Raw genomic sequence first — 19627 nt, 5'->3', positions numbered from 1 at the left:
ACGTTGCATCGCCTTCCAGTGCTTTCAGCGCTGAACCTTTGATGACCGGGATGTCGTCGCCTGGGAATTCGTAAGCAGAAAGAAGTTCACGAACTTCCATTTCTACCAGTTCCAGCAGCTCTTCATCGTCTACCATGTCGCATTTGTTCATGAACACGATCATGTATGGAACGCCAACCTGGCGACCCAGCAGGATGTGCTCACGCGTCTGAGGCATAGGGCCGTCAGTTGCAGCAACAACCAGGATAGCGCCGTCCATCTGAGCAGCACCGGTGATCATGTTTTTCACGTAGTCGGCGTGCCCTGGGCAGTCAACGTGCGCGTAGTGACGAGTCGGGGTGTCATATTCAACGTGTGAAGTGTTGATGGTGATACCACGAGCTTTTTCTTCTGGTGCGTTATCGATCTGGTCGAATGCACGTGCAGAACCGCCGTAGGTTTTAGCCAGAACGGTAGTGATTGCTGCAGTCAGGGTAGTTTTACCGTGGTCAACGTGGCCGATAGTACCAACGTTAACGTGCGGTTTGTTACGTTCAAATTTTTCTTTAGACACGGCTATATTCCTTACTCTTGTGCTCTCCCTTCAAAGAGAGAGCACGGGATCATTGTGTTTAAACCAGTGGCTTATTTGCCACGAGCTTCAATAACGGCCTGGGCCACGTTATTCGGCGCATCATCATACTTCAGGAATTCCATGGAGTAAGATGCACGGCCTTTGGTCAGTGAACGCAACTGAGTCGCATAACCGAACATTTCGGAAAGCGGAACTTCAGCATGAATCACAACGCCAGTAGCGTTAGATTCTTGGCCTTTCAGCATACCGCGACGACGGCTAAGGTCACCGATAACGTCACCAGTGTTCTCTTCCGGAGTTTCTACTTCAACCTTCATGATAGGCTCAAGCAGAACTGGTTTCGCTTTCTTAAAGCCATCTTTAAAGGCGATAGAAGCGGCCAGTTTAAACGCCAGCTCAGAGGAGTCAACGTCATGGTAAGAACCGAAGTGCAGACGCACGCCCAGATCTACTACCGGATAACCGGCCAGCGGACCTGATTTCAGCTGTTCCTGGATGCCTTTGTCAATCGCACCGATGAATTCACCAGGAATTACACCGCCTTTGATTTCGTTGACAAACTCATATCCTTTCGGATTCGTGCCAGGTTCTAATGGATACATGTCGATCACAACGTGACCATACTGACCGCGACCACCAGACTGCTTAGCGTGTTTACCTTCAACATCAGTAACTTTAGCGCGAATCGCTTCACGATAAGCAACCTGCGGCTTACCGACGTTAGCTTCAACGTTAAACTCACGACGCATACGGTCAACCAGGATGTCCAGGTGAAGCTCACCCATACCTGCGATGATTGTCTGACCAGACTCTTCATCAGTCCAAACGCGGAATGATGGGTCTTCTTTCGCCAGACGGCCCAGAGCCAGACCCATTTTTTCCTGGTCAGCTTTGGTTTTTGGTTCTACCGCAACGGAGATTACCGGCTCAGGGAATTCCATACGCTCCAGAATGATCACATTATCTGGATCACACAGAGTGTCACCGGTAGTCACGTCTTTCAGACCGATCGCTGCAGCGATATCGCCTGCACGAACTTCTTTAATTTCTTCACGCTTGTTCGCGTGCATCTGAACGATACGACCCAAACGTTCACGCTGTGATTTCACTGGGTTAAATACAGTGTCACCTGAGTTGACAAGACCGGAATAAACACGGAAGAACGTCAGGTTACCCACGAATGGGTCAGTAGCGATTTTGAACGCCAGAGCAGAGAACGGCTCAGCATCGTCAGAATGGCGAACTGCCGGAGTGTCTTTACCGTCATCCAACAAACCGTTGATAGCTTCAACGTCGGTCGGTGCAGGCAGATACTCAACAACAGCATCCAGCATTGCCTGTACGCCTTTGTTTTTAAACGCAGAACCACAGGTAACCAAGATAACTTCATTGTTCAGAACGCGCTTACGCAGAGAAGCTTTGATCTCTTCTTCAGTCAGCTCTTCGCCACCAAAGAATTTCTCCATCAGCTCATCAGAGCCTTCAGCAGCGGACTCAACCAGTTTCTGACGCCATTCTTCAGCCAGTTCTTGCATATCAGCTGGGATCTCTTCGTATTCGAAGGTCACGCCCTGATCGGCTTCGTTCCAGTTGATTGCTTTCATCTTCACCAGGTCAACAACACCGGTGAATTTCTCTTCCGCGCCGATCGCCAGTTGCAGAGGCACCGGAGTTGCGCCCAGACGTTTTTCAATCTGATCAACAACTTTCAGGAAGTTAGCACCCATACGGTCCATTTTGTTAACGAACGCGATACGTGGAACTTTATATTTGTTTGCCTGACGCCATACGGTCTCAGACTGTGGCTGAACACCACCAACAGCACAGTAAACCATTACCGCACCATCAAGAACACGCATAGAACGTTCAACTTCGATGGTGAAGTCAACGTGCCCTGGGGTGTCAATGATGTTGATGTGGTGTGGTTCGAACTGCTTAGCCATACCTGACCAGAAACAGGTAGTCGCAGCGGACGTGATGGTAATACCACGTTCCTGCTCCTGCTCCATCCAGTCCATGGTGGCTGCGCCATCATGAACTTCACCGATTTTGTGGTTTACACCGGTGTAGAACAGAACACGTTCGGTAGTGGTTGTCTTACCGGCGTCGATGTGAGCACTGATACCAATGTTACGGTAGCGCTCAATGGGTGTTTTACGAGCCATTTGATTCCTCTATAACTAGGACGTTCAAGTTCAGTTAACCCAAGCGGGTTGGCTTCTTGAAGCGCCCGCTTGGTTAGCATAACTACTGCGAAGTGATTACCAGCGGTAGTGGGCGAACGCCTTGTTGGCTTCAGCCATACGGTGAACGTCTTCACGTTTCTTAACTGCAGTACCTTTGTTCTCTGCAGCATCAGAAAGTTCGTTCGCCAGGCGGAGAGCCATGGATTTATCACCGCGTTTACGAGCAGCTTCAACGATCCAACGCATTGCCAGAGCATTACGACGAACCGGACGGACTTCAACTGGAACCTGATAAGTTGAACCACCTACGCGGCGGGACTTAACTTCGACAGTCGGACGAACGTTGTCCAGAGCGACTTCGAAAGCTTCCAGGTGGCCTTTACCGCTACGTTGAGCCAGGGTCTCAAGAGCAGTGTAGACGATTGCTTCTGCAGTAGATTTTTTACCATCTACCATCAGAATGTTGACGAATTTTGCCAGCAGTTCGGATCCGAACTTAGGATCTGGCAGGATTTTACGTTGACCAATGACGCGACGACGTGGCATGGAAATACTCCGTTGTTAATTCAGGATTGTCCAAAACTCTAAGAGTTTATTTTGACAGTAAAGTGAAAATGTTTGGCCTTACTTAACGGAGAACCATTAAGACTTCGGCTTTTTAACGCCGTATTTAGAACGAGATTGCTTACGATCCTTAACGCCTGAACAGTCCAGTGCGCCACGGACGGTGTGATAACGCACACCTGGCAAGTCTTTTACACGACCGCCACGGATCAGGATCACGGAGTGTTCCTGCAGGTTATGACCTTCACCGCCGATGTAGGAGGTAACTTCAAAACCGTTAGTCAAACGCACACGGCAGACTTTACGCAGTGCGGAGTTTGGTTTTTTAGGAGTGGTAGTATATACACGAGTACATACGCCACGTTTCTGCGGGCAAGCTTCCAGCGCTGGAACGTTGCTTTTAGCAACCTTCGTAGAGCGTGGTTTGCGTACCAGCTGATTAATTGTTGCCATTAAAAAGCTCCTGGATTTTGGTTCATAAACTACTTTGTAAACGCGTGATAAATCGCCCCATAAAAAGCATTAGCTAATATGGGGACGCAGAATTTTAGGGCTGACCTAAGAGGGTGTCAAGAAATATACAGCACATCGATGTTTCACCATGCTGTTTGCTGGGCATGTTTCTCAGTCAGCGCGACGAAACCAGTATAGTCGATCAACGTGATTTTGTGTGAAATTTGACCAACCAAACCACGAGCCGCCAAATCTTCGCTTAAAACATAAATAGACTGCACATGATGACTCATCAGGTTGCATGCCTCACTGCCATCAAGTGCGGCCAGTACACCGTCCTGCATCAGCAAAAGCGCATCGTCTTGGGTGATCATATTAATAAGCAATGCAAAATCACAATGTTGCGGGGAATTGGCAAGCGTAAAAAGCATAGGATTTCCTGATTTAAAACGTCATGACAACATCATAATCAGCCAATCGCTGACGAATTTCAGCAACGGGTAACGTCTCAACATTCAGAACCCATTCATGACCAGCAGACAGGCCCCGCGTCTTTAAAGACTCTTCACAAACAAAACACTGATCAACATCGTAAAGAGATAACACGCCGAACGTGGCAATATAATTACGCGCTAAAATTTTTTCCGGTTGCTGCACTGGCATTAACTGGAAAACACCGTCAGACATGAAAAACACACCGATGCTTTCAGTCAGCGCTGAGGTCGCCAGCAAAGCATCCAGCCCTTCCCGCCCTGCGGACGTTCCGTGTGGGCCCTGCGTGAATACAAACGCTATCTTCTTCATTCTTGCTCCCTGTATTCACACATCAGAACTGTACCAGACGATCACAGGTCAGCGAAGCTTCAGCCAGACTGCCCAACCCGGTCAGGGTAAAACCTGGTTGTAAGTTAGTCTGCCCATGCCCCTGATTATGGGCTTCCGTTTCATCTATCACACCGCGACGCAACGCGGCGGCCACGCACACATTCAGTGCCACCTGATAATCTGCGGCCATACGCTGCCAGGCCCGGACCAGATCGAATTCATCGGAGGCCGGCGCGGAAAGCAAATTACCATTAAGCACACCTTCGCGATAAAAAAATACGCTGTCGAGGTGATGGCCGCTGGAGATCAGCGCCAGTGCAAACTGGTACGCGGCACTGGCTTGCTGAGTGCCGTATGCAGGGCCGGTGACCAGCAGGCAGTAACGCAGTTTCAACGTTCGTTCCCCACCAGCTCACCGCTTTTAAACTGGCGGATATACAGGTAGACCGTATGCTTGGAAATGTTGAGGCGATCAGCAACCTGATTGATGGCATCTTTGATATCAAAAATACCTTTTTCATAAAGATTCAGTACAACCTGACGGTTTTTCGCATTGTTCGACACATTACGATCAGCATTGACTTCTTCAATCGTAAATTCCAGCGTTTGGGCAACCAGATCATCCACGGATGAAGCGAAGTTAACGGACGAGGCAACTTCCTGCGTCTCCGGTGGCATAAACGTCTGAATAATTTGCGAGAAAGGTACGTCAAGATTCATGTTGATGCACAGCAGGCCAATCACACGCTGCTCACGGTTGCGTATGGCAATGGTGACAGATTTCATCAGCACGCCACTTTTCGCACGGGTGAAATAGGCTTTGGACACATTACTGTCAGCACCGGTCATATCATGCAGCATGCGCAGTGCCAGATCAGTAATCGGCGAGCCGATTTTACGACCAGTATGCTCACCATTAGCAATCCGAACCGCTGAACATTTCAGGTCTTCCAGAGAATGCAGAACAATTTCGCAATGCTCACCAATCAGCATTGCCAGCCCATCCACCACAGCCTCGTAGGAAGACAAAATCTCGTGATCAACCTGGCTGAAAGGACGTTGGTCCAGCAAATCCAGTTCGCCGGTTTCGCCAGTTATAAGCGAATTAGACATTGAAGCTACCACCCTCTATATCGCGCCTTCCAACGGGAGTCAGGACGCATTATTCATCAATTCAGGGGCGTTACTGTATCAAAAATACAGAATAAACGGCCTGACGATTATATGGATCTGTGACGTTATGCCGGGGAGACAAAAGCGTCAAGTTATCATCATAGAGTAACCGCAATAAAAAGAAGGGCTGGTTCAAATAAAAGTCATATGCCAAAAAAAACCGCCGCGTTAAGCGACGGTTTTTATGCAGTAACTCAGCACGACTTAGTTTGCTTTTGGTGCAGCTTCTGCTTCAGCAGGTTTTTCTGCAGCTTTTGGATCAGCTTTAGGCGCGGCTTTCACATCCAGCAGTTCAACGTCGAACACCAACGTGGAGTTAGCCGGGATCCCCGGAACGCCAGTTTTGCCGTAAGCCAGTGCCGGTGGGATGACCAGCTTGATTTTGCCGCCTTTCTTGATGTGCTTCAGGCCTTCGGTCCAGCCAGGGATTACACCGTCAAGACGGAAGGACAACGGCTCACCACGGGTGTAAGAGTTATCGAACTCAGTTCCGTCCGTCAGCGTACCTTTGTAGTTAACAACAACGGTATCGCTGTCTTTAGGTGCTGCGCCGGCACCTGGTTTTTCAACCTGATACAGCAGACCTGATTCAGTCTTCTTCACGCCTTTTTCTTTGGCGAAATCAGCACGGAATTTGTCGCCTTTGTCAGCGTTAGCTTTGGCATCCTGCTCCATCTTAGCCTGCGCGGATGCTTTCACACGGCCTTCGAAGGTTTGCAGAGTCTGCTCAATTTCCTGATCAGACAGTTTGCTTTTATTTGCAAACGCATCCTGAACGCCAGAGATCAACTGGTCTTTATCCAGTTTGATGCCCAGCTTTTCTTGCTCTTTCAGGGAGTTGTCCATGTAGCGACCCAGAGATGCACCCAGAGCATAGGCAGCCTGCTCGTCATCACTTTTGAATTTGGCCGTGTCTGTTGCTGCCGGAGCAGTTGCAGCAGGGGCGGCGGCTGGCGCAGTTGCAGCAGCGGCCGGTGCTGTGGCTTCAGCAGCCATAACCTGAGTGGCATTCAGGGCGATAGCCATGGTGGTTGCCAGCAGAGTTACTTTAAACAGTGATTTCATCCATTTCTCCAAGACCAGAAGTGTATGACCTCTGGTAATAATTACGAAAGTTCGGCGGTTACTATAACTGTCCGTCTCACGACAAAACAATCTCTATACACGCCATTAGCGTCTTATTCCGACCTTTTTTGCATCAATAAGTTTCGTCACAGGATCGGCATATACGGATAAAGCGTCAGGGAGGTCAGGTAATCCTGTGGCTTTACGGGTAGAATCGCCGGTCTACAATACAGGATGAGGTTCCGGTCAATGCTCAACATGATCAACGTGGGCCACACAGTGAGGTAATGATGATGAACTCAAACACCGTTGAACAACGTCTGGAGATGCTGGAAAACAAGCTGGCTTTCCAGGAGATTACCATTGAAGAGCTGAACATGATTGTCACACAACATCAGCTGGAAATGAGCAGACTGCAAGATCACCTGCGTCTGCTGACCGACAAACTCCGTGCCAGCCAGCCATCAATGATTGCCGATCAGTCGGAAGAAACCCCTCCGCCGCATTATTGATGCTGATTTCAACGTAGCAAAAAGGCGCCCGGGGGCGCCTTTTTCTTTAACTGCTAAACGTGCAACGCGATTAATGACAACCGCAACCGCCGTTTCCGCCGCAACCACCTTTCTTACCGTGATCATGACCGTGGTCGTGATCATGGTCGTGGCCGTGACCACCGCAGCAACCTTCACCATGTTCATGTTCATGATCATGATCGTGGCCGTGTTCGCCGTGAACGTGGCCGTGAGCCAGTTCTTCTTCGGTTGCTTCACGGATAGCGACAACTTCAACGTGGAAGTTCAGATCCTGACCGGCCAGCATGTGGTTTCCGTCAACCACAACGTGGTCACCGTCAACTTCAGTGATTTCAACAGGCACCGGGCCCTGGTCGGTGTCAGCCAGGAAACGCATACCGACTTCCAGCTCATCAACACCCATGAACACGTCTTTAGGCACGCGCTGAACCAGGTTTTCGTCGTAGTTGCCGTAAGCATCGTTCGCACCAACATGCACGTCAAAAACGTCACCAATGGCATGGCCGTCCAGCGCTGTTTCCAGACCGGAGATCAGGGAACCATGGCCGTGCAGGTAATCCAACGGTGCGCTCACCGGAGATTCATCAACCAACACACCGTCTTCTGTACGAACCTGATATGCCACGCTGATGACCAGGTCTTTTGCTACTTTCATGATAACTCCTACCGTTGGAAACTCAATTTGTTGTCTGCGGGCGTTTCGTAACGCACGCAACTTCGCTTAAGGCTAATTCAGTGACGGCCACTTTTCGATGAGATCATCCTGAAAAGCGCGACCGGATAAATTTGGCGAAGAGTGTAGCGGAAATCCGCGTCTCTGTACTAACAGCATAAAAAAACACGAGCCATAACGCTACTTCGGATCGAAAATACCAATCACCTGCTCTTCCGGCCGGAGCTTTTTGCTGACCTGCGCATCCGTCTGACGCTGATGGTGTCCGCACTTCACACACTCCACCACTTCCACCTGATCTTCCTGCCATAAAGCCAGCGTATCCATCGCCTTACATTTCGGACACACCGCGCCAGCGATGAACCGTTTACGCGTTATAGCCATATTACTTCTCCAAAAATTGCCGACATTGCGTCCGGTCAGTTTTCGATCAACAACCGAATTTTTTTTCGCTACCGGACTATTCATCATCGTCCCAGCCATCAAGCTGGCGGCGTTCGTTATGCATTTCGCTCTGGAAGATATCTTCCAGTTCGCGCCGGGCTTCTTTCACACGGGAAATTTGTGCCACATCGCCACGGTTTTGCGGCACCAGTTCGCGCAACATACGCATATCGAGACGGCGAAAATGCTGTTGTGCACGATACGCACTGTGCGGATGCATGCCCAGCGTCACGAGCGCTTTCTTACCTAACTCCAGCGCACTGGAAAACGTCTCGCGGGAAAAATTCACGACGCCCGCCTGCAAAAGCTCATGCGCTTCAACACGTCCGCGGGCACGCGCCAGAATATTCAGATGCGGAAAATGTTGCTGGCATAAATGCACGATCGCCATCGTATCCTCCGGTTCATTGGAGGTAATAACGATTGATTTTGCTTTTTCCGCACCGGATGCTCTGAGGAGTTCCAGTTCGGTCGCATCGCCGTAATACACTTTGTAGCCGTAAGTGCGCATCAGCCCGACGGCGCTGATATCGCGCTCCAGCACCGTAATGCGCATTTTGTTGGCCATCAGCAAACGCCCGATCACCTGTCCGAAACGCCCGAAGCCAACAATAATCACCTGCGGCTCGTCATCCTGCACAAAGTGTTTTTCATCGCTCTCTTCGCCGTCGTTATAACGCTTCACCAGAATCCGGTCGACCCACTGCATCAGCAGCGGCGTGGTCATCATGGATAACGTCACCACCACCAGCAACAACGAAAGTTGCGAGGAAGAAATGACTTTTTGCGCACCCGCCGCTGAGAACAGCACGAAAGCAAATTCCCCGCCCTGACTGAGAACGGCAGAGAATTGCAGCCGGACCGAAGTACGTAAACCAAAAATACGGGACAGCCCGTACAACACGCCGGTTTTAACAGCCACCAGAATAATCACACCCGCCAGCACCAGCAAAATGTGGGTGTAAAGCACGCCCAGATTCAATGCCATACCGACAGAAATAAAGAACAGCCCGAGCAGTAAACCCTTAAACGGCTCGATGGCGATTTCCAGTTCGTGCTGATATTCGCTTTCCGCCAGCAAAATCCCGGCGATAAATGTCCCGAGCGCCATCGAAAAGCCCAGCGTATCCATAAACAATGCCGAACCGAGCACCACCAGCAACGCGGCGGCGGTAAACACTTCCCGCACGCCGGAGGCCACAATCAGCCGGAAAATAGGTCGCAGCAGATAGCGTCCGCCGATCAGCATCCCACCAAACGCCAGGACTTTCAGGCCAATCATTTCCCAGTTATTGCTGCCTTCGGAGCTGCCAGCCAGAATCGGAATCAGGGCCAGTGCCGGGATCACCGCAATATCCTGGAACAGCAGCACGGCGAAACCGAGCTGGCCGCCTTCATTACGCGTCATGCCTTTATCACGCATCAGTTGCAATGCCATCGCCGTCGATGACATCGCCAGCCCGATACCGCCAATCACCGCTGCCTGCCAGGAAAACTTCGTGAGATACAACAGGCCGCCGAGCACCAGCGCGGTCAGGATCACCTGCCCGGCACCAACGCCAAAAATTTGCCGCCGCAGCGCCCATAATTTTCCGGGGTTCAGTTCCAGCCCGATGATAAACATCAGGAAAACCACACCCAGTTCAGAGAAGTGCAGGATTTCATCCACGTCACGGATAAAACCTAAGCCCCACGGACCGATGGCAATGCCAGCCAGCAAATAGCCGAGCACCGCGCCGATACCTAAACGTTGCGCCAGCGGCACCGCGACCACCGCAGCGAATAAAAACAGCAGGATTGCCGTAGGTATATTTGAAACATCCATCAGACGATCCCTCCGTGCGGTAACGGGGATCGCAGCCATTCACCGTAGGCTTCAGCGTGGCTTTGCAACACATCAGGTTTCTGACGTCGTGCCCAGTAAATAATGATTGGCGTCATCCAGTGCATATGACACATCGCCGAAGTCAGTTCAAACGGGCGCATAATGTCAGACATCGGATAGCGGTTATAACCGCCTGCACGGTATGCGCCTTCCGGCTCACCGGTGGTGACGACCGAACGCCAGTATTTGCCGTTAAGTGCATTCCCGCCAGCACCGCTGGCAAACCCCCGCGCCAGCACGCGATCCATCCATTCTTTCAATAATGCCGGGCAGCTATAAGTATAAAGAGGGTGCTGGAAGACGATCACTTTGTGTTCGCGCAGCAACTGTTGTTCACGGTGGATATCAATAAAAAAATCAGGATAGTGGGCGTATAAATCATGCACGGTGACATGTTCAAGCTGCTGTGCCTGCTGTAACAAAACGCGGTTGGCGACTGAATCGGGTGATTCCGGGTGGGCGTAAAGCAGCAAAACCTTTGGTGGCTGCGACATCAATACCTCCAAAGCGTCGTCAGGGTGCGGTTTTTCCGTTACCATGCTTCGCAAAGACAAAATGGGACGCGATACGTCTTGTTTAAATCATTATCATGACAATTTAACATACTCTCAACACGGCGCTTTATGATTGTTTTCTCCTCCTTACAAATCCGACGCGGCACTAACGTGCTGCTGGACAACGCGTCTGCGACCATCAATCCCGGCCAGAAAGTCGGGCTGGTGGGCAAAAATGGCTGCGGTAAATCCACCCTGATTTCACTGCTTAAAGGTGAAATGAGCGCCGACGCAGGCAACCTGACTTTTCCGTCCAACTGGGCACTGGCCTGGGTCAATCAGGAAACACCGGCTCTGGACGAGCCTGCAATAGAGTATGTTATCGACGGTGACCGCGAATTCCGTCAGTTGGAAGCACAATTACAGCACGCCAACGACCGCGATGACGGCCACGCCATCGCCACGCTGCACGGTAAACTTGATGCAATTAACGCCTGGACCATTCCGGCGCGTGCGGCGAGCCTGCTCAGCGGGTTGGGATTTACGCAGAATCAGTTACAGCAGCCGGTCAAATCCTTCTCCGGCGGCTGGCGCATGCGTCTCAACCTTGCGCAGGCGCTGATTTGTCGTTCCGATTTACTGCTGCTTGACGAACCGACCAACCACCTGGATTTAGACGCGGTGATCTGGCTTGAAAAGTGGCTGAAAAGCTACACCGGCACGCTGGTGCTGATTTCTCATGACCGTGATTTTCTGGATCCTATTGTCGATAAAATACTGCATATCGAACAGCAGACGCTGAACGAATACACCGGTAACTACTCGTCTTTCGAACGCCAGCGTGCGACCAAACTGTCGCAACAGCAGGCTTTGTTTGAAAGTCAGCAGGAAAAAGTGGCGCATCTGCAAAGTTATATCGATCGTTTCCGGGCGCAGGCGACCAAAGCCAAACAGGCGCAGAGCCGTATTAAAATGCTGGAGCGCATGGAGCTGATAGCCCCGGCGCACGTAGACAATCCTTTTCATTTTAGCTTCCGCTCACCGGAAAGCTTGCCCGATCCGCTGCTGCGGATGGAAAAGGTCAGCGCCGGTTATGGCGACACCACGATTCTGGAGTCGATCAAACTGAATCTGGTGCCGGGTTCACGTATCGGTTTACTCGGCCGTAACGGTGCAGGTAAATCGACGCTTATCAAACTGCTGGCCGGAACCATGCCGCCGCTTCACGGGGACATTGGGCTGGCGAAAGGCGTCAAACTCGGTTATTTCGCTCAGCATCAGCTGGAGTTCCTGCGCGCAGAAGATTCGCCGCTGCAACATCTGGTGCGTCTGGCGAATAAAGAAACCGAACAGCAATTGCGCGATTATCTCGGCGGATTTGGTTTCCACGGCGATAAAGTGACGGATCCTACCGGGCGGTTCTCCGGCGGTGAAAAAGCGCGCCTGGTGCTGGCGCTGATTGTCTGGCAGCGCCCTAACCTGCTGCTGCTTGATGAACCGACCAACCACCTGGATCTCGACATGCGTCAGGCACTGACCGAAGCGCTGATCGACTTTGAGGGTGCGATGGTTGTCGTGTCGCATGACCGCCACTTATTGCGTTCCACTACTGACGATTTGTATCTGGTACACGGCGGCAAAGTGGAACAGTTCGACGGCGATCTGGAAGATTATCAGCAATGGCTGGTGGACATTCAGCGTCAGGAAAGCCAGCAGGATGCACCGGCTAAAGACGGCGGCGTTAACAGTGCGCAATCGCGTAAAGATCAGAAACGTCGCGAAGCCGATTTCCGCAACCAGACTCAGCCACTGCGCAAGCAAATCACCAGGCTGGAAGCACAGATGGAGAAACTGGGTACCGAACTGGCAGCAATTGAAGCCCGTCTGGCCGACTCCGCCATTTATGACATCAGCCGTAAGGCCGATCTCACGGAGTGTCTGCAACAGCAGACCAAAGTGAAAGGTGCGCTGGAAGAGACTGAAATGACCTGGCTCGATGCCCAGGAACAACTGGAAGAAATGTCTAAAACTTTTGATATCGACAGCTGATCGTATGCTCACAAACGGGAAAGGAGCCGTGATGGCTCCTTTTTTGTCTGTAAATTAATGCCAGATTAACAGCACACAGGCGGCGGTCAGAATACCCATCGCAATGTTAAAAGTGTACCACGCACGCTTGCTGCGCAGCAGGCGACCAATCACCGTGCCGAAGCCAAGCCAGATAATGCCCGATACCAGGTTCACCAGGAACATCCCAAGGCTGATACCGGCAATCGAAGGATTATAGGCGGCGCCCGCCAGACTGAAGCTCGCGACCGCACCCAGTCCCATCAGCCAGGCTTTCGGATTAAGAAATTGCAGCAACCAGCCCTGATACAAACGGATCGGTTTTGGCGGCGGCGCACCGGTTTCCAGTTTTTCATAGGCAGACGTTGCAATCTTCCACGCCAGCCACAGCAGATACAGGCTACCGGCGATTTTGAGAAACAGGTGTAACGCAGGATAAATCGTGATGAGACCGCCGACACCAAAGGCCACCAGCAGCAAAATACTTTGCATACCAAGCATAATGCCGACCATCAGCCAAAGTGAACGGAAGAACCCAAAGTTAGCGCCAGACGTGGTGAGTAACATATTGTTCGGGCCGGGGGTAATGGCGGCGACCCATAAAAATCCAAGCATCGATAAAAATAAACCAGGTTCCATTTAATTTGGGTTCTCCGACCCGAAAGATGTGCGATAGCATTGAAGCTAACAGCGTGATATTGATCGCACAAGAGCCTCTTAAGAGAAATTTATTCATCTTATGGTTGAAACCTTTCGCCCCTTACGCGGGGCCAGTAATCCGCACCTCCAGACGCTGTTACCGCGACTGATAAGACGGCATGCAACACTTAAACCTCACTGGCAAAGGCTGGATACGCCGGACGGCGATTTTCTGGATTTAGCCTGGAGTGAAGATCCGGCACAGGCGCGACATAAACCTCGCATGATCCTGTTTCACGGCCTGGAAGGCAGCTTTTACAGCCCGTATGCGCACGGCTTATTGCAGGCGTGGAAAGACAAAGGCTGGCTTGGTGTGGTCATGCATTTCCGCGGATGCGGCGGTGAACCTAATAAGCTGCTGCGTATTTATCATTCCGGTGAAACCGAAGATGCCCGCTTTTTCATTCACTGGCTCAATGAGACCTATGGCGAAGTCCCGACCGGCGCGGTAGGTGTGTCACTCGGCGGCAATATGTTGACATGTTATCTCGGGCAGGAAGGCGAAAATTGTACGCTGAGCGCCGCCGTGGTGGTCTCCGCACCGCTGATGCTGGAACCTTGCGCTTACCGGCTGGAACGCGGTTCATCACGGATTTATCAGCACTATCTGCTCGGTCAGCTCAAAGGCAATGCCTCGCGTAAGCTGGCAAAATACCCTGGGACATTGCCCGTCACGCTGGCGCAACTGAAAGCCATGCGTCGTCTTCGTGAATTTGACGATGCCATTACCTCAAAAGCGCACGGATTTACCGACGCGCTGGATTATTACCGCCGGTGCAGCGGTCTGCCGTTACTGGCACAGGTCAGAACCCCCCTGCTGATTATCCACGCCAAAGACGATCCGTTTATGACACCCGACGTCATCCCGAAAGCAGAAGATTTACCGGATTGCGTGGAATATCAGTTAACGGAACATGGCGGACATGTCGGCTTTGTGTCCGGCAGCTTACGTAACCCCCAAATGTGGCTGGAACAACGCATTCCGGCCTGGATCGCCCCCTATTTAGAAAATAAGACTAAGGAAAAAACAGAGTGATTATTCCCTGGCAGGAACTGGATCCTGAACTGCTCACCAGCGTGGTGGAATCCTTCGTATTGCGCGAAGGCACCGATTACGGCGAGCAGGAAAGATCGCTGGAACAAAAAGTCGATGACGTGAAACGTCAGCTGAAAAGCGGTGATATTGTACTGGTATGGTCAGAGTTGCATGAAACGCTGAATATTATGCCACGCGGTCAGTTCCGCGCCGGGCAGGAAGAAGTGCCGCAGGACGGGTAGAGCCGCTCGAAAGCAGGTTGTGACAACCTGTCACTTCGCGAATAAATATGGTAACAATAGGCTTAATTATGCGCAGCACGGCACTACATTTTCAACCACAGAAAAGACCGCGTCACGCCAGCCTGTATCCCCTTTCTGGAGAAAAGCATTTATGTCAGCCAAACATCCTGTTATTGCCGTTACCGGTTCGAGCGGTGCAGGCACCACGACCACCAGCGTGGCGTTTCGTAAAATATTTCAACAGCTTGGCTTACGTGCTGCGGAGCTGGAAGGCGACAGTTTTCACCATTTCACCCGTCCTGAAATGGATGCCGCGATCCGTAAGGCACGCGATCTCGGGCGGCACATCAGTTATTTCGGGCCGGAAGCCAATGACTTTGGTTTGCTGGAAAAAAGCTTTATCGAATATGGCAAAACCGGCACCGGCCGTTCACGTAAGTATTTGCATACTTATGACGAAGCGGTTCCCTATAATCAGGTGCCGGGCACGTTTACGCCATGGCAGGCGTTGCCGGAACCAACGGATATCTTATTCTATGAAGGCCTGCACGGCGGTGTAGTGACAGACAAAATTGATGTCGCCGCCCAGGTCGATTTGCTGGTCGGCGTTGTGCCTATCGTTAACCTGGAGTGGATCCAGAAACTGGTGCGCGATACCGGGGAGCGTGGCCATTCACGTGAAGCAGTGATGGATTCCGTCGTGCGTTCGATGGATGATTATATCAGCTACATTACGCCGCAGTTTTCCCGCACCCACATCAACTTCCAGCGTGTGCCGACTATCGACACCTCAAACCCGTTCGCAGCAAAAGCCATTCCGTCACTGGATGAAAGCTTTGTGGTGATCCATTTCCAGGGACTGGACGACATCGATTTCCCCTATCTGCTGGCAATGTTGCAGGGGTCATTTATCTCGCACATCAAAACGCTGGTGGTACCAGGTGGGAAAATGGGGCTGGCGATGGAGCTGATCATGGCGCCACTGGTGCAGCGCCTGATGGAAGGTAAGAAAATCGAGTAAACTTTATTCCGCAGCAATCACTTCAAAGCTGTGGGTGATGGTGGCCGCTTTACCCAACATCAGAGACACTGAACAGTATTTTTCGGCAGACAGGCTGACCGCACGTTCAACAATCTTATCGCTCAGATCCTTACCGGTGACGATAAAATGCAGATTGATATGCGTGAACAGACGCGGCGCTTCTTCGCGGCGTTGTGAAGTCAGCTTCACTTCACAATCACGCACGTCATTACGGCCTTTCTGTAAAATAGATACCACGTCAATTGCACTGCAGCCGCCTGCGGACATCAGTAACATTTCCATCGGGCTTGGGGCTTTATCGCCCGCGTTACCATCCATTGAAATCTGATGACCCGACGCTGACTCACCTAAAAAGGTCAGCCCTTCAACCCATTTGACACGTGCGTGCATGAACTATTCTCCCGGTGAATAAACTTTTAGAAATCTGCTCTCAGAGTACCCTTTAGACCAAAATCTGGCAACGTAACCCGATCGCCATCATGCTGAAGCGAGACAACAGAAGACAGCATCTCAAACCTGTGCTACAAACAAAGCCGAAACATACTTTCCAGTAAATTGCGGTGACGGTTTTTGCGGTTTAAGAACAGAACCCACGGTGTTAACAGCAATAAACAGGCTGTTGCACTCCGACATCCGCTTGCAGCATTTCTGGGGAGTTATATGCTGAAAGGGCGCTTTGGATTTGAAGTGCCATACAGGGAACTCTGAGCCCTGTGATTTTGGGCAGCGATAACAACAGAGGATAATAGCTAATGGTTCTCGGCAAGCCACAAACAGACCCGACTCTTGAATGGTTCCTGTCTCACTGTCATATACATAAGTATCCTTCTAAAAGTACGCTGATTCACCAGGGTGAAAAAGCCGAAACGCTTTACTACATCGTGAAAGGGTCAGTTGCTGTCCTGATTAAAGATGAAGAAGGCAAGGAAATGATACTGTCCTACCTTAACCAAGGTGACTTCATCGGTGAGCTGGGACTCTTCGAAGAAGGTCAGGAACGTAGTGCCTGGGTACGTGCTAAAACTGCCTGTGAAGTGGCTGAAATTTCGTATAAAAAGTTCCGCCAGCTGATTCAGGTTAACCCGGATATTCTGATGCGTCTCTCCGCGCAGATGGCCAACCGTCTGCAAGTGACGTCAGAGAAAGTCGGCAACCTTGCCTTCCTCGACGTAACCGGTCGTATCGCTCAAACGTTGCTCAACCTGGCTAAACAGCCTGATGCAATGACCCATCCGGACGGGATGCAAATCAAGATTACCCGTCAGGAAATTGGCCAAATCGTCGGTTGTTCACGTGAAACAGTCGGACGAATCCTCAAAATGCTGGAAGATCAGAGCCTGATCTCCGCACACGGGAAAACGATTGTCGTTTACGGCACACGTTAATCCCTCGAAAATTGGCGCGGCAGAATACTGTCGCGCCTTTTTTATGGGCTAAGCTTTACCCATGACGTTATGGCGAAAACTGTTTTACCATCCTGAAGTGAATTACGCGCTGCGCCAGACGCTGGTGTTGTGCCTGCCTGTTGGCATTTGCTGGCTGTTTGGCAACTTGCAAATGGGTCTGCTGTTTTCCCTCTGCCCGGCCTGCTGTAACATCGCCGGTCTGGATACCCCGCACAAACGCTTTTTCAAACGTCTGATCGTCGGCGGTTCACTGTTTGCCGTGAGCAGCATTCTGCTGCAACTGATGCTGGAAAACTGGCACGTTCCGCTGCCGCTGATCATGCTATCACTGGCGTTATTGCTCGGCGTTACCGGTGAAATCAGCCCGTTACATGCGCGCCTGTTACCCGGCGCGCTGGTAGCCACTATTTTCACACTGAGTATGGTCGGCGTGCGCCCGATGTGGCAGGCACCGGTGCTGTTCGCAGCAGGCACAGCCTGGTACGGGGTGTTTAACTGGGTGTGGTTTCGTATTTCGCAAGAACAGCCTATGCGCGAAACGCTCAGCCAGCTTTATCTGCAACTCGCGGATTATTTCGAGGCCAAGTACAGTCTGCTGACGCAACATACCGATCCCGAGACGGCGTTGCCGCCATTACTTACCCGTCAGCAGCAGGTTATCGATCTGATTGCCCTGCTTTATCAGCAATTACACATGCTGCCACAACACGGACATCATCATCACCATAAGCGACTGTTTCAGCTTTTTCAGGTTGCTCTCGATTTGCAGGAGCACATTACCGTCAGCCTGCATCAGCCGGAGGAAGTACAGAAACTGGTTGAGGAAAGCCATGCAGAAGCGGTAATCCGCCGCAATGCGCAGGTGATTTCCACCCGTCTTCGGGTGATTGCCGGCGATATTCTTTATCACCGTTTATCTGAGCGCTTTACCATGGCCAATGAGCTGGCTGCGCTGGAGAAAATCGCCGCGCGTAACCCGGACAATCCGGTTGGCCAGTTTTGTTATTACCATTTCAGCCGCATTGCACGCCTGCTGCGGACCCAGCGCCCGTTATACCGGCGCGATCTGATGAGCACCCAGCCACGTCTGCCCTTCTGGACTGCGCTAAAAAGCTATCTTTCTTTCAAATCCGTGGCACTGCGTAATGCCGCGCGTCTGGGCATTATTTTAGCGATTGGCAGCAGCCTGGGGCTGTTCTTCAATTTGCCCAAACCGTACTGGATTTTGCTGACTATCATGCTGGTCAGCCAGAACGGCTATAACGCCACGCGGGTCAGGATCCAGCACCGTGCGCTCGGTACGCTGGCCGGTTTGCTGATTGCTTCAGGATTGTTAAAACTGGCGCTACCGGAAAGCACCACGCTGCTGTGCATGCTGCTGATCACCTTGTTGTCCTATACGGTTTTACGCAAAAATTACGGGCTGGCGATGGTCGGCATGACGGTGACGGCAGTGTATACCCTGCAACTACTGGCGATGAACGGTGTGCATTTTCTGATACCACGACTGGTCGATACGCTGCTCGGCTGTGCGCTGGCCTTCGGTGGCACCCTCTGGCTATGGCCGCAATGGCAAAGCGGTTTGCTGCGCCAGAACGCGCATCAGGCGCTGGAAACGTATCAGGACGCTATCCGTCTGCTGCTTGAGGAAAACCCCGACACCGCAAAACTGGCGTATACCCGTATGCGGGTCAATCAGGCGCACAATAAGCTGTTCACTTCTTTAAACCAGGCGATGCAGGAGCCCGGCTTTAACTCGCATTATCTGGCAGACATGCGGTTATGGGTGACACACAGCCAGTTTGTGGTCGAACATATCAACGCGATGACAATCCTCGCACGCGAACATTATATGTTGCCGGAAAAACTGGCGACGGAATATTTGCAGACCTGCGAAATCGCACTGCAAAGCTGCCAGCAACGACTGCTCTATGACGGGCCGGGCAGCGAGAATAATCTGTTTAATGCGCCGGAACTTCATCCGGATATGCCGCTGACCGAAATGGAACGCCACCTGCGGCGCGTGATTTCACATCTCAGCGTAATGCATACGATCTCGTCACTGGCGTGGAAGCAACGACCACATCATGGGATCTGGCTGACGCGGCGGGCGTGAAGGGGGAGACCCCTTTCAAATCCCCCTTTTTACTGGCTTGCAGCCAGACTGCTTTTTGAAATGGAGAAACTTTCGGCTTTTCAATTGCCGTGATCGCTTAACTCACCGCGCCGAAACCGACCAAGAGGGCTCGTCATAGCCCTCTTGGTC

General features: G+C 51.5%; 22 protein-coding genes. 7 read left to right on the top strand and 15 right to left on the bottom strand.

The window, feature by feature from the left end; all coding sequences use genetic code 11:
* The 9 genes from J1781_RS01570 to fkpA all read right to left on the bottom strand — a co-directional run.
* On the bottom strand, nucleotides 1-553 hold a 553-nt coding region (locus J1781_RS01570), incomplete at its 3' end, for a GTP-binding protein (protein ID WP_217233114.1).
* A 71-nt stretch (nucleotides 554-624) separates the two neighbouring features.
* Nucleotides 625-2739 carry an elongation factor G gene (gene fusA, locus J1781_RS01565; RefSeq protein WP_129953757.1) on the bottom strand — a complete coding sequence of 705 codons (2115 nt, stop codon included), beginning with the start codon at nucleotides 2737-2739 and terminating at the stop codon, nucleotides 625-627.
* A gap of 96 nt (nucleotides 2740-2835) precedes the next feature.
* Nucleotides 2836-3306 (bottom strand): 30S ribosomal protein S7, encoded by a 471-nt coding sequence (rpsG, locus tag J1781_RS01560; protein ID WP_005969574.1) that lies wholly within the window; start codon nucleotides 3304-3306, stop codon nucleotides 2836-2838.
* A gap of 96 nt (nucleotides 3307-3402) precedes the next feature.
* Complete coding sequence (rpsL, locus tag J1781_RS01555; RefSeq protein ID WP_013573668.1) at nucleotides 3403-3777, bottom strand: 30S ribosomal protein S12; 375 nt, start codon at nucleotides 3775-3777, stop codon at nucleotides 3403-3405.
* A gap of 143 nt (nucleotides 3778-3920) precedes the next feature.
* Entirely contained in the window at nucleotides 3921-4208 is a 288-nt protein-coding gene (gene tusB / locus J1781_RS01550; RefSeq protein WP_129953758.1) for a sulfurtransferase complex subunit TusB, read from the bottom strand.
* Nucleotides 4209-4221: 13 nt separating this feature from the next.
* Nucleotides 4222-4581, bottom strand: a complete 360-nt coding sequence (gene tusC / locus J1781_RS01545; RefSeq protein ID WP_129953759.1) for a sulfurtransferase complex subunit TusC — start codon at nucleotides 4579-4581, stop codon at nucleotides 4222-4224.
* Between the two features lie 22 nt (nucleotides 4582-4603).
* The gene (gene tusD, locus J1781_RS01540; protein ID WP_129953760.1) at nucleotides 4604-4996 is read right to left on the bottom strand and encodes a sulfurtransferase complex subunit TusD; all 393 of its coding nucleotides are present in this window, start codon (nucleotides 4994-4996) and stop codon (nucleotides 4604-4606) included.
* Nucleotides 4993-5715 (bottom strand): helix-turn-helix transcriptional regulator, encoded by a 723-nt coding sequence (locus tag J1781_RS01535; protein ID WP_165383750.1) that lies wholly within the window; start codon nucleotides 5713-5715, stop codon nucleotides 4993-4995. The genes tusD and J1781_RS01535 overlap by 4 nt, the downstream gene beginning before the upstream one ends.
* Nucleotides 5716-5979: 264 nt before the next feature.
* A complete protein-coding gene (fkpA, locus tag J1781_RS01530) occupies nucleotides 5980-6840 on the bottom strand; it encodes an FKBP-type peptidyl-prolyl cis-trans isomerase (protein ID WP_217219988.1) in 861 nt (286 codons plus the stop codon).
* 293 nt (nucleotides 6841-7133) lie between these two features.
* On the opposite strand from fkpA, the gene J1781_RS01525 reads away from it, so the two are divergent.
* A complete protein-coding gene (locus J1781_RS01525; protein WP_129954166.1) occupies nucleotides 7134-7352 on the top strand; it encodes a protein SlyX in 219 nt (72 codons plus the stop codon).
* A gap of 70 nt (nucleotides 7353-7422) precedes the next feature.
* Here J1781_RS01525 and slyD read toward each other — a convergent pair whose 3' ends face one another.
* The 4 genes from slyD to kefG form a co-directional block, all read right to left on the bottom strand.
* Nucleotides 7423-8028: a peptidylprolyl isomerase gene (gene slyD / locus J1781_RS01520; protein ID WP_217138442.1), complete on the bottom strand. Its 606-nt coding sequence runs from the start codon at nucleotides 8026-8028 to the stop codon at nucleotides 7423-7425.
* 198 nt (nucleotides 8029-8226) lie between these two features.
* Nucleotides 8227-8430 (bottom strand): YheV family putative zinc ribbon protein, encoded by a 204-nt coding sequence (locus tag J1781_RS01515; RefSeq protein WP_129953764.1) that lies wholly within the window; start codon nucleotides 8428-8430, stop codon nucleotides 8227-8229.
* 76 nt (nucleotides 8431-8506) lie between these two features.
* Nucleotides 8507-10315 carry a glutathione-regulated potassium-efflux system protein KefB gene (kefB, locus tag J1781_RS01510; protein ID WP_129953765.1) on the bottom strand — a complete coding sequence of 603 codons (1809 nt, stop codon included), beginning with the start codon at nucleotides 10313-10315 and terminating at the stop codon, nucleotides 8507-8509.
* The gene (kefG, locus tag J1781_RS01505; protein ID WP_129953766.1) at nucleotides 10315-10869 is read right to left on the bottom strand and encodes a glutathione-regulated potassium-efflux system ancillary protein KefG; all 555 of its coding nucleotides are present in this window, start codon (nucleotides 10867-10869) and stop codon (nucleotides 10315-10317) included. Before kefG ends, kefB begins: the two co-directional genes overlap by 1 nt.
* A 129-nt stretch (nucleotides 10870-10998) precedes the next feature.
* Here kefG and J1781_RS01500 point away from each other — a divergent pair, with 129 nt between their 5' ends.
* Nucleotides 10999-12918, top strand: coding sequence for an ABC transporter ATP-binding protein (locus J1781_RS01500; RefSeq protein ID WP_129953767.1), 1920 nt, complete (start codon nucleotides 10999-11001; stop codon nucleotides 12916-12918).
* 54 nt (nucleotides 12919-12972) lie between these two features.
* On the opposite strand, the gene J1781_RS01495 is transcribed toward J1781_RS01500, so the two are convergent.
* Nucleotides 12973-13575 carry a LysE family translocator gene (locus J1781_RS01495; RefSeq protein WP_129953768.1) on the bottom strand — a complete coding sequence of 201 codons (603 nt, stop codon included), beginning with the start codon at nucleotides 13573-13575 and terminating at the stop codon, nucleotides 12973-12975.
* A gap of 100 nt (nucleotides 13576-13675) precedes the next feature.
* Between J1781_RS01495 and J1781_RS01490 the strand changes: the two genes are divergently transcribed.
* From J1781_RS01490 to J1781_RS01480, 3 genes are all read left to right on the top strand, one after another.
* Nucleotides 13676-14671 carry a hydrolase gene (locus tag J1781_RS01490; protein ID WP_217138443.1) on the top strand — a complete coding sequence of 332 codons (996 nt, stop codon included), beginning with the start codon at nucleotides 13676-13678 and terminating at the stop codon, nucleotides 14669-14671.
* Nucleotides 14668-14913: a YheU family protein gene (locus J1781_RS01485; protein WP_129953770.1), complete on the top strand. Its 246-nt coding sequence runs from the start codon at nucleotides 14668-14670 to the stop codon at nucleotides 14911-14913. The genes J1781_RS01490 and J1781_RS01485 overlap by 4 nt, the downstream gene beginning before the upstream one ends.
* Before the next feature lie 151 nt (nucleotides 14914-15064).
* Entirely contained in the window at nucleotides 15065-15934 is an 870-nt protein-coding gene (locus J1781_RS01480; RefSeq protein WP_129953771.1) for a phosphoribulokinase, read from the top strand.
* Between the two features lie 3 nt (nucleotides 15935-15937).
* On the opposite strand, the gene J1781_RS01475 is transcribed toward J1781_RS01480, so the two are convergent.
* Entirely contained in the window at nucleotides 15938-16345 is a 408-nt protein-coding gene (locus J1781_RS01475) for an OsmC family protein (RefSeq protein ID WP_217233113.1), read from the bottom strand.
* A 362-nt stretch (nucleotides 16346-16707) separates the two neighbouring features.
* Here J1781_RS01475 and crp point away from each other — a divergent pair, with 362 nt between their 5' ends.
* Nucleotides 16708-17340: a cAMP-activated global transcriptional regulator CRP gene (gene crp, locus J1781_RS01470; RefSeq protein WP_013573634.1), complete on the top strand. Its 633-nt coding sequence runs from the start codon at nucleotides 16708-16710 to the stop codon at nucleotides 17338-17340.
* Nucleotides 17341-17401: 61 nt separating this feature from the next.
* Complete coding sequence (locus J1781_RS01465; RefSeq protein ID WP_217138445.1) at nucleotides 17402-19477, top strand: YccS/YhfK family putative transporter; 2076 nt, start codon at nucleotides 17402-17404, stop codon at nucleotides 19475-19477.
* Nucleotides 19478-19627: the final 150 nt, after the last annotated feature.

The sequence above is a fragment of the Rahnella perminowiae genome (assembly GCF_019049695.1).
GTDB classification, from domain to species: domain Bacteria; phylum Pseudomonadota; class Gammaproteobacteria; order Enterobacterales; family Enterobacteriaceae; genus Rahnella; species Rahnella perminowiae.
The sequence above is the reverse complement of the archived record's forward strand: the minus strand, read 5'-3'. Positions and strand labels throughout refer to the sequence as shown.

What these genes read in the sequence shown, in the direction of transcription:
- J1781_RS01480 (WP_129953771.1), top strand. Translation starts at nt 15,065, where the DNA reads ATGTCAGCCAAACATCCTGTTATTGCCGTTACCGGTTCGAGCGGTGCA.
- kefG (WP_129953766.1), bottom strand. Translation starts at nt 10,869, where the DNA reads ATGTCGCAGCCACCAAAGGTTTTGCTGCTTTACGCCCACCCGGAATCA.
- fusA (WP_129953757.1), bottom strand. Translation starts at nt 2,739, where the DNA reads ATGGCTCGTAAAACACCCATTGAGCGCTACCGTAACATTGGTATCAGT.
- tusB (WP_129953758.1), bottom strand. Translation starts at nt 4,208, where the DNA reads ATGCTTTTTACGCTTGCCAATTCCCCGCAACATTGTGATTTTGCATTG.
- J1781_RS01515 (WP_129953764.1), bottom strand. Translation starts at nt 8,430, where the DNA reads ATGGCTATAACGCGTAAACGGTTCATCGCTGGCGCGGTGTGTCCGAAA.
- J1781_RS01525 (WP_129954166.1), top strand. Translation starts at nt 7,134, where the DNA reads ATGAACTCAAACACCGTTGAACAACGTCTGGAGATGCTGGAAAACAAG.
- crp (WP_013573634.1), top strand. Translation starts at nt 16,708, where the DNA reads ATGGTTCTCGGCAAGCCACAAACAGACCCGACTCTTGAATGGTTCCTG.
- rpsL (WP_013573668.1), bottom strand. Translation starts at nt 3,777, where the DNA reads ATGGCAACAATTAATCAGCTGGTACGCAAACCACGCTCTACGAAGGTT.
- J1781_RS01535 (WP_165383750.1), bottom strand. Translation starts at nt 5,715, where the DNA reads ATGTCTAATTCGCTTATAACTGGCGAAACCGGCGAACTGGATTTGCTG.
- J1781_RS01490 (WP_217138443.1), top strand. Translation starts at nt 13,676, where the DNA reads ATGGTTGAAACCTTTCGCCCCTTACGCGGGGCCAGTAATCCGCACCTC.
- slyD (WP_217138442.1), bottom strand. Translation starts at nt 8,028, where the DNA reads ATGAAAGTAGCAAAAGACCTGGTCATCAGCGTGGCATATCAGGTTCGT.
- tusC (WP_129953759.1), bottom strand. Translation starts at nt 4,581, where the DNA reads ATGAAGAAGATAGCGTTTGTATTCACGCAGGGCCCACACGGAACGTCC.
- J1781_RS01475 (WP_217233113.1), bottom strand. Translation starts at nt 16,345, where the DNA reads ATGCACGCACGTGTCAAATGGGTTGAAGGGCTGACCTTTTTAGGTGAG.
- fkpA (WP_217219988.1), bottom strand. Translation starts at nt 6,840, where the DNA reads ATGAAATCACTGTTTAAAGTAACTCTGCTGGCAACCACCATGGCTATC.
- rpsG (WP_005969574.1), bottom strand. Translation starts at nt 3,306, where the DNA reads ATGCCACGTCGTCGCGTCATTGGTCAACGTAAAATCCTGCCAGATCCT.
- J1781_RS01500 (WP_129953767.1), top strand. Translation starts at nt 10,999, where the DNA reads ATGATTGTTTTCTCCTCCTTACAAATCCGACGCGGCACTAACGTGCTG.
- kefB (WP_129953765.1), bottom strand. Translation starts at nt 10,315, where the DNA reads ATGGATGTTTCAAATATACCTACGGCAATCCTGCTGTTTTTATTCGCT.
- J1781_RS01495 (WP_129953768.1), bottom strand. Translation starts at nt 13,575, where the DNA reads ATGGAACCTGGTTTATTTTTATCGATGCTTGGATTTTTATGGGTCGCC.
- J1781_RS01465 (WP_217138445.1), top strand. Translation starts at nt 17,402, where the DNA reads ATGACGTTATGGCGAAAACTGTTTTACCATCCTGAAGTGAATTACGCG.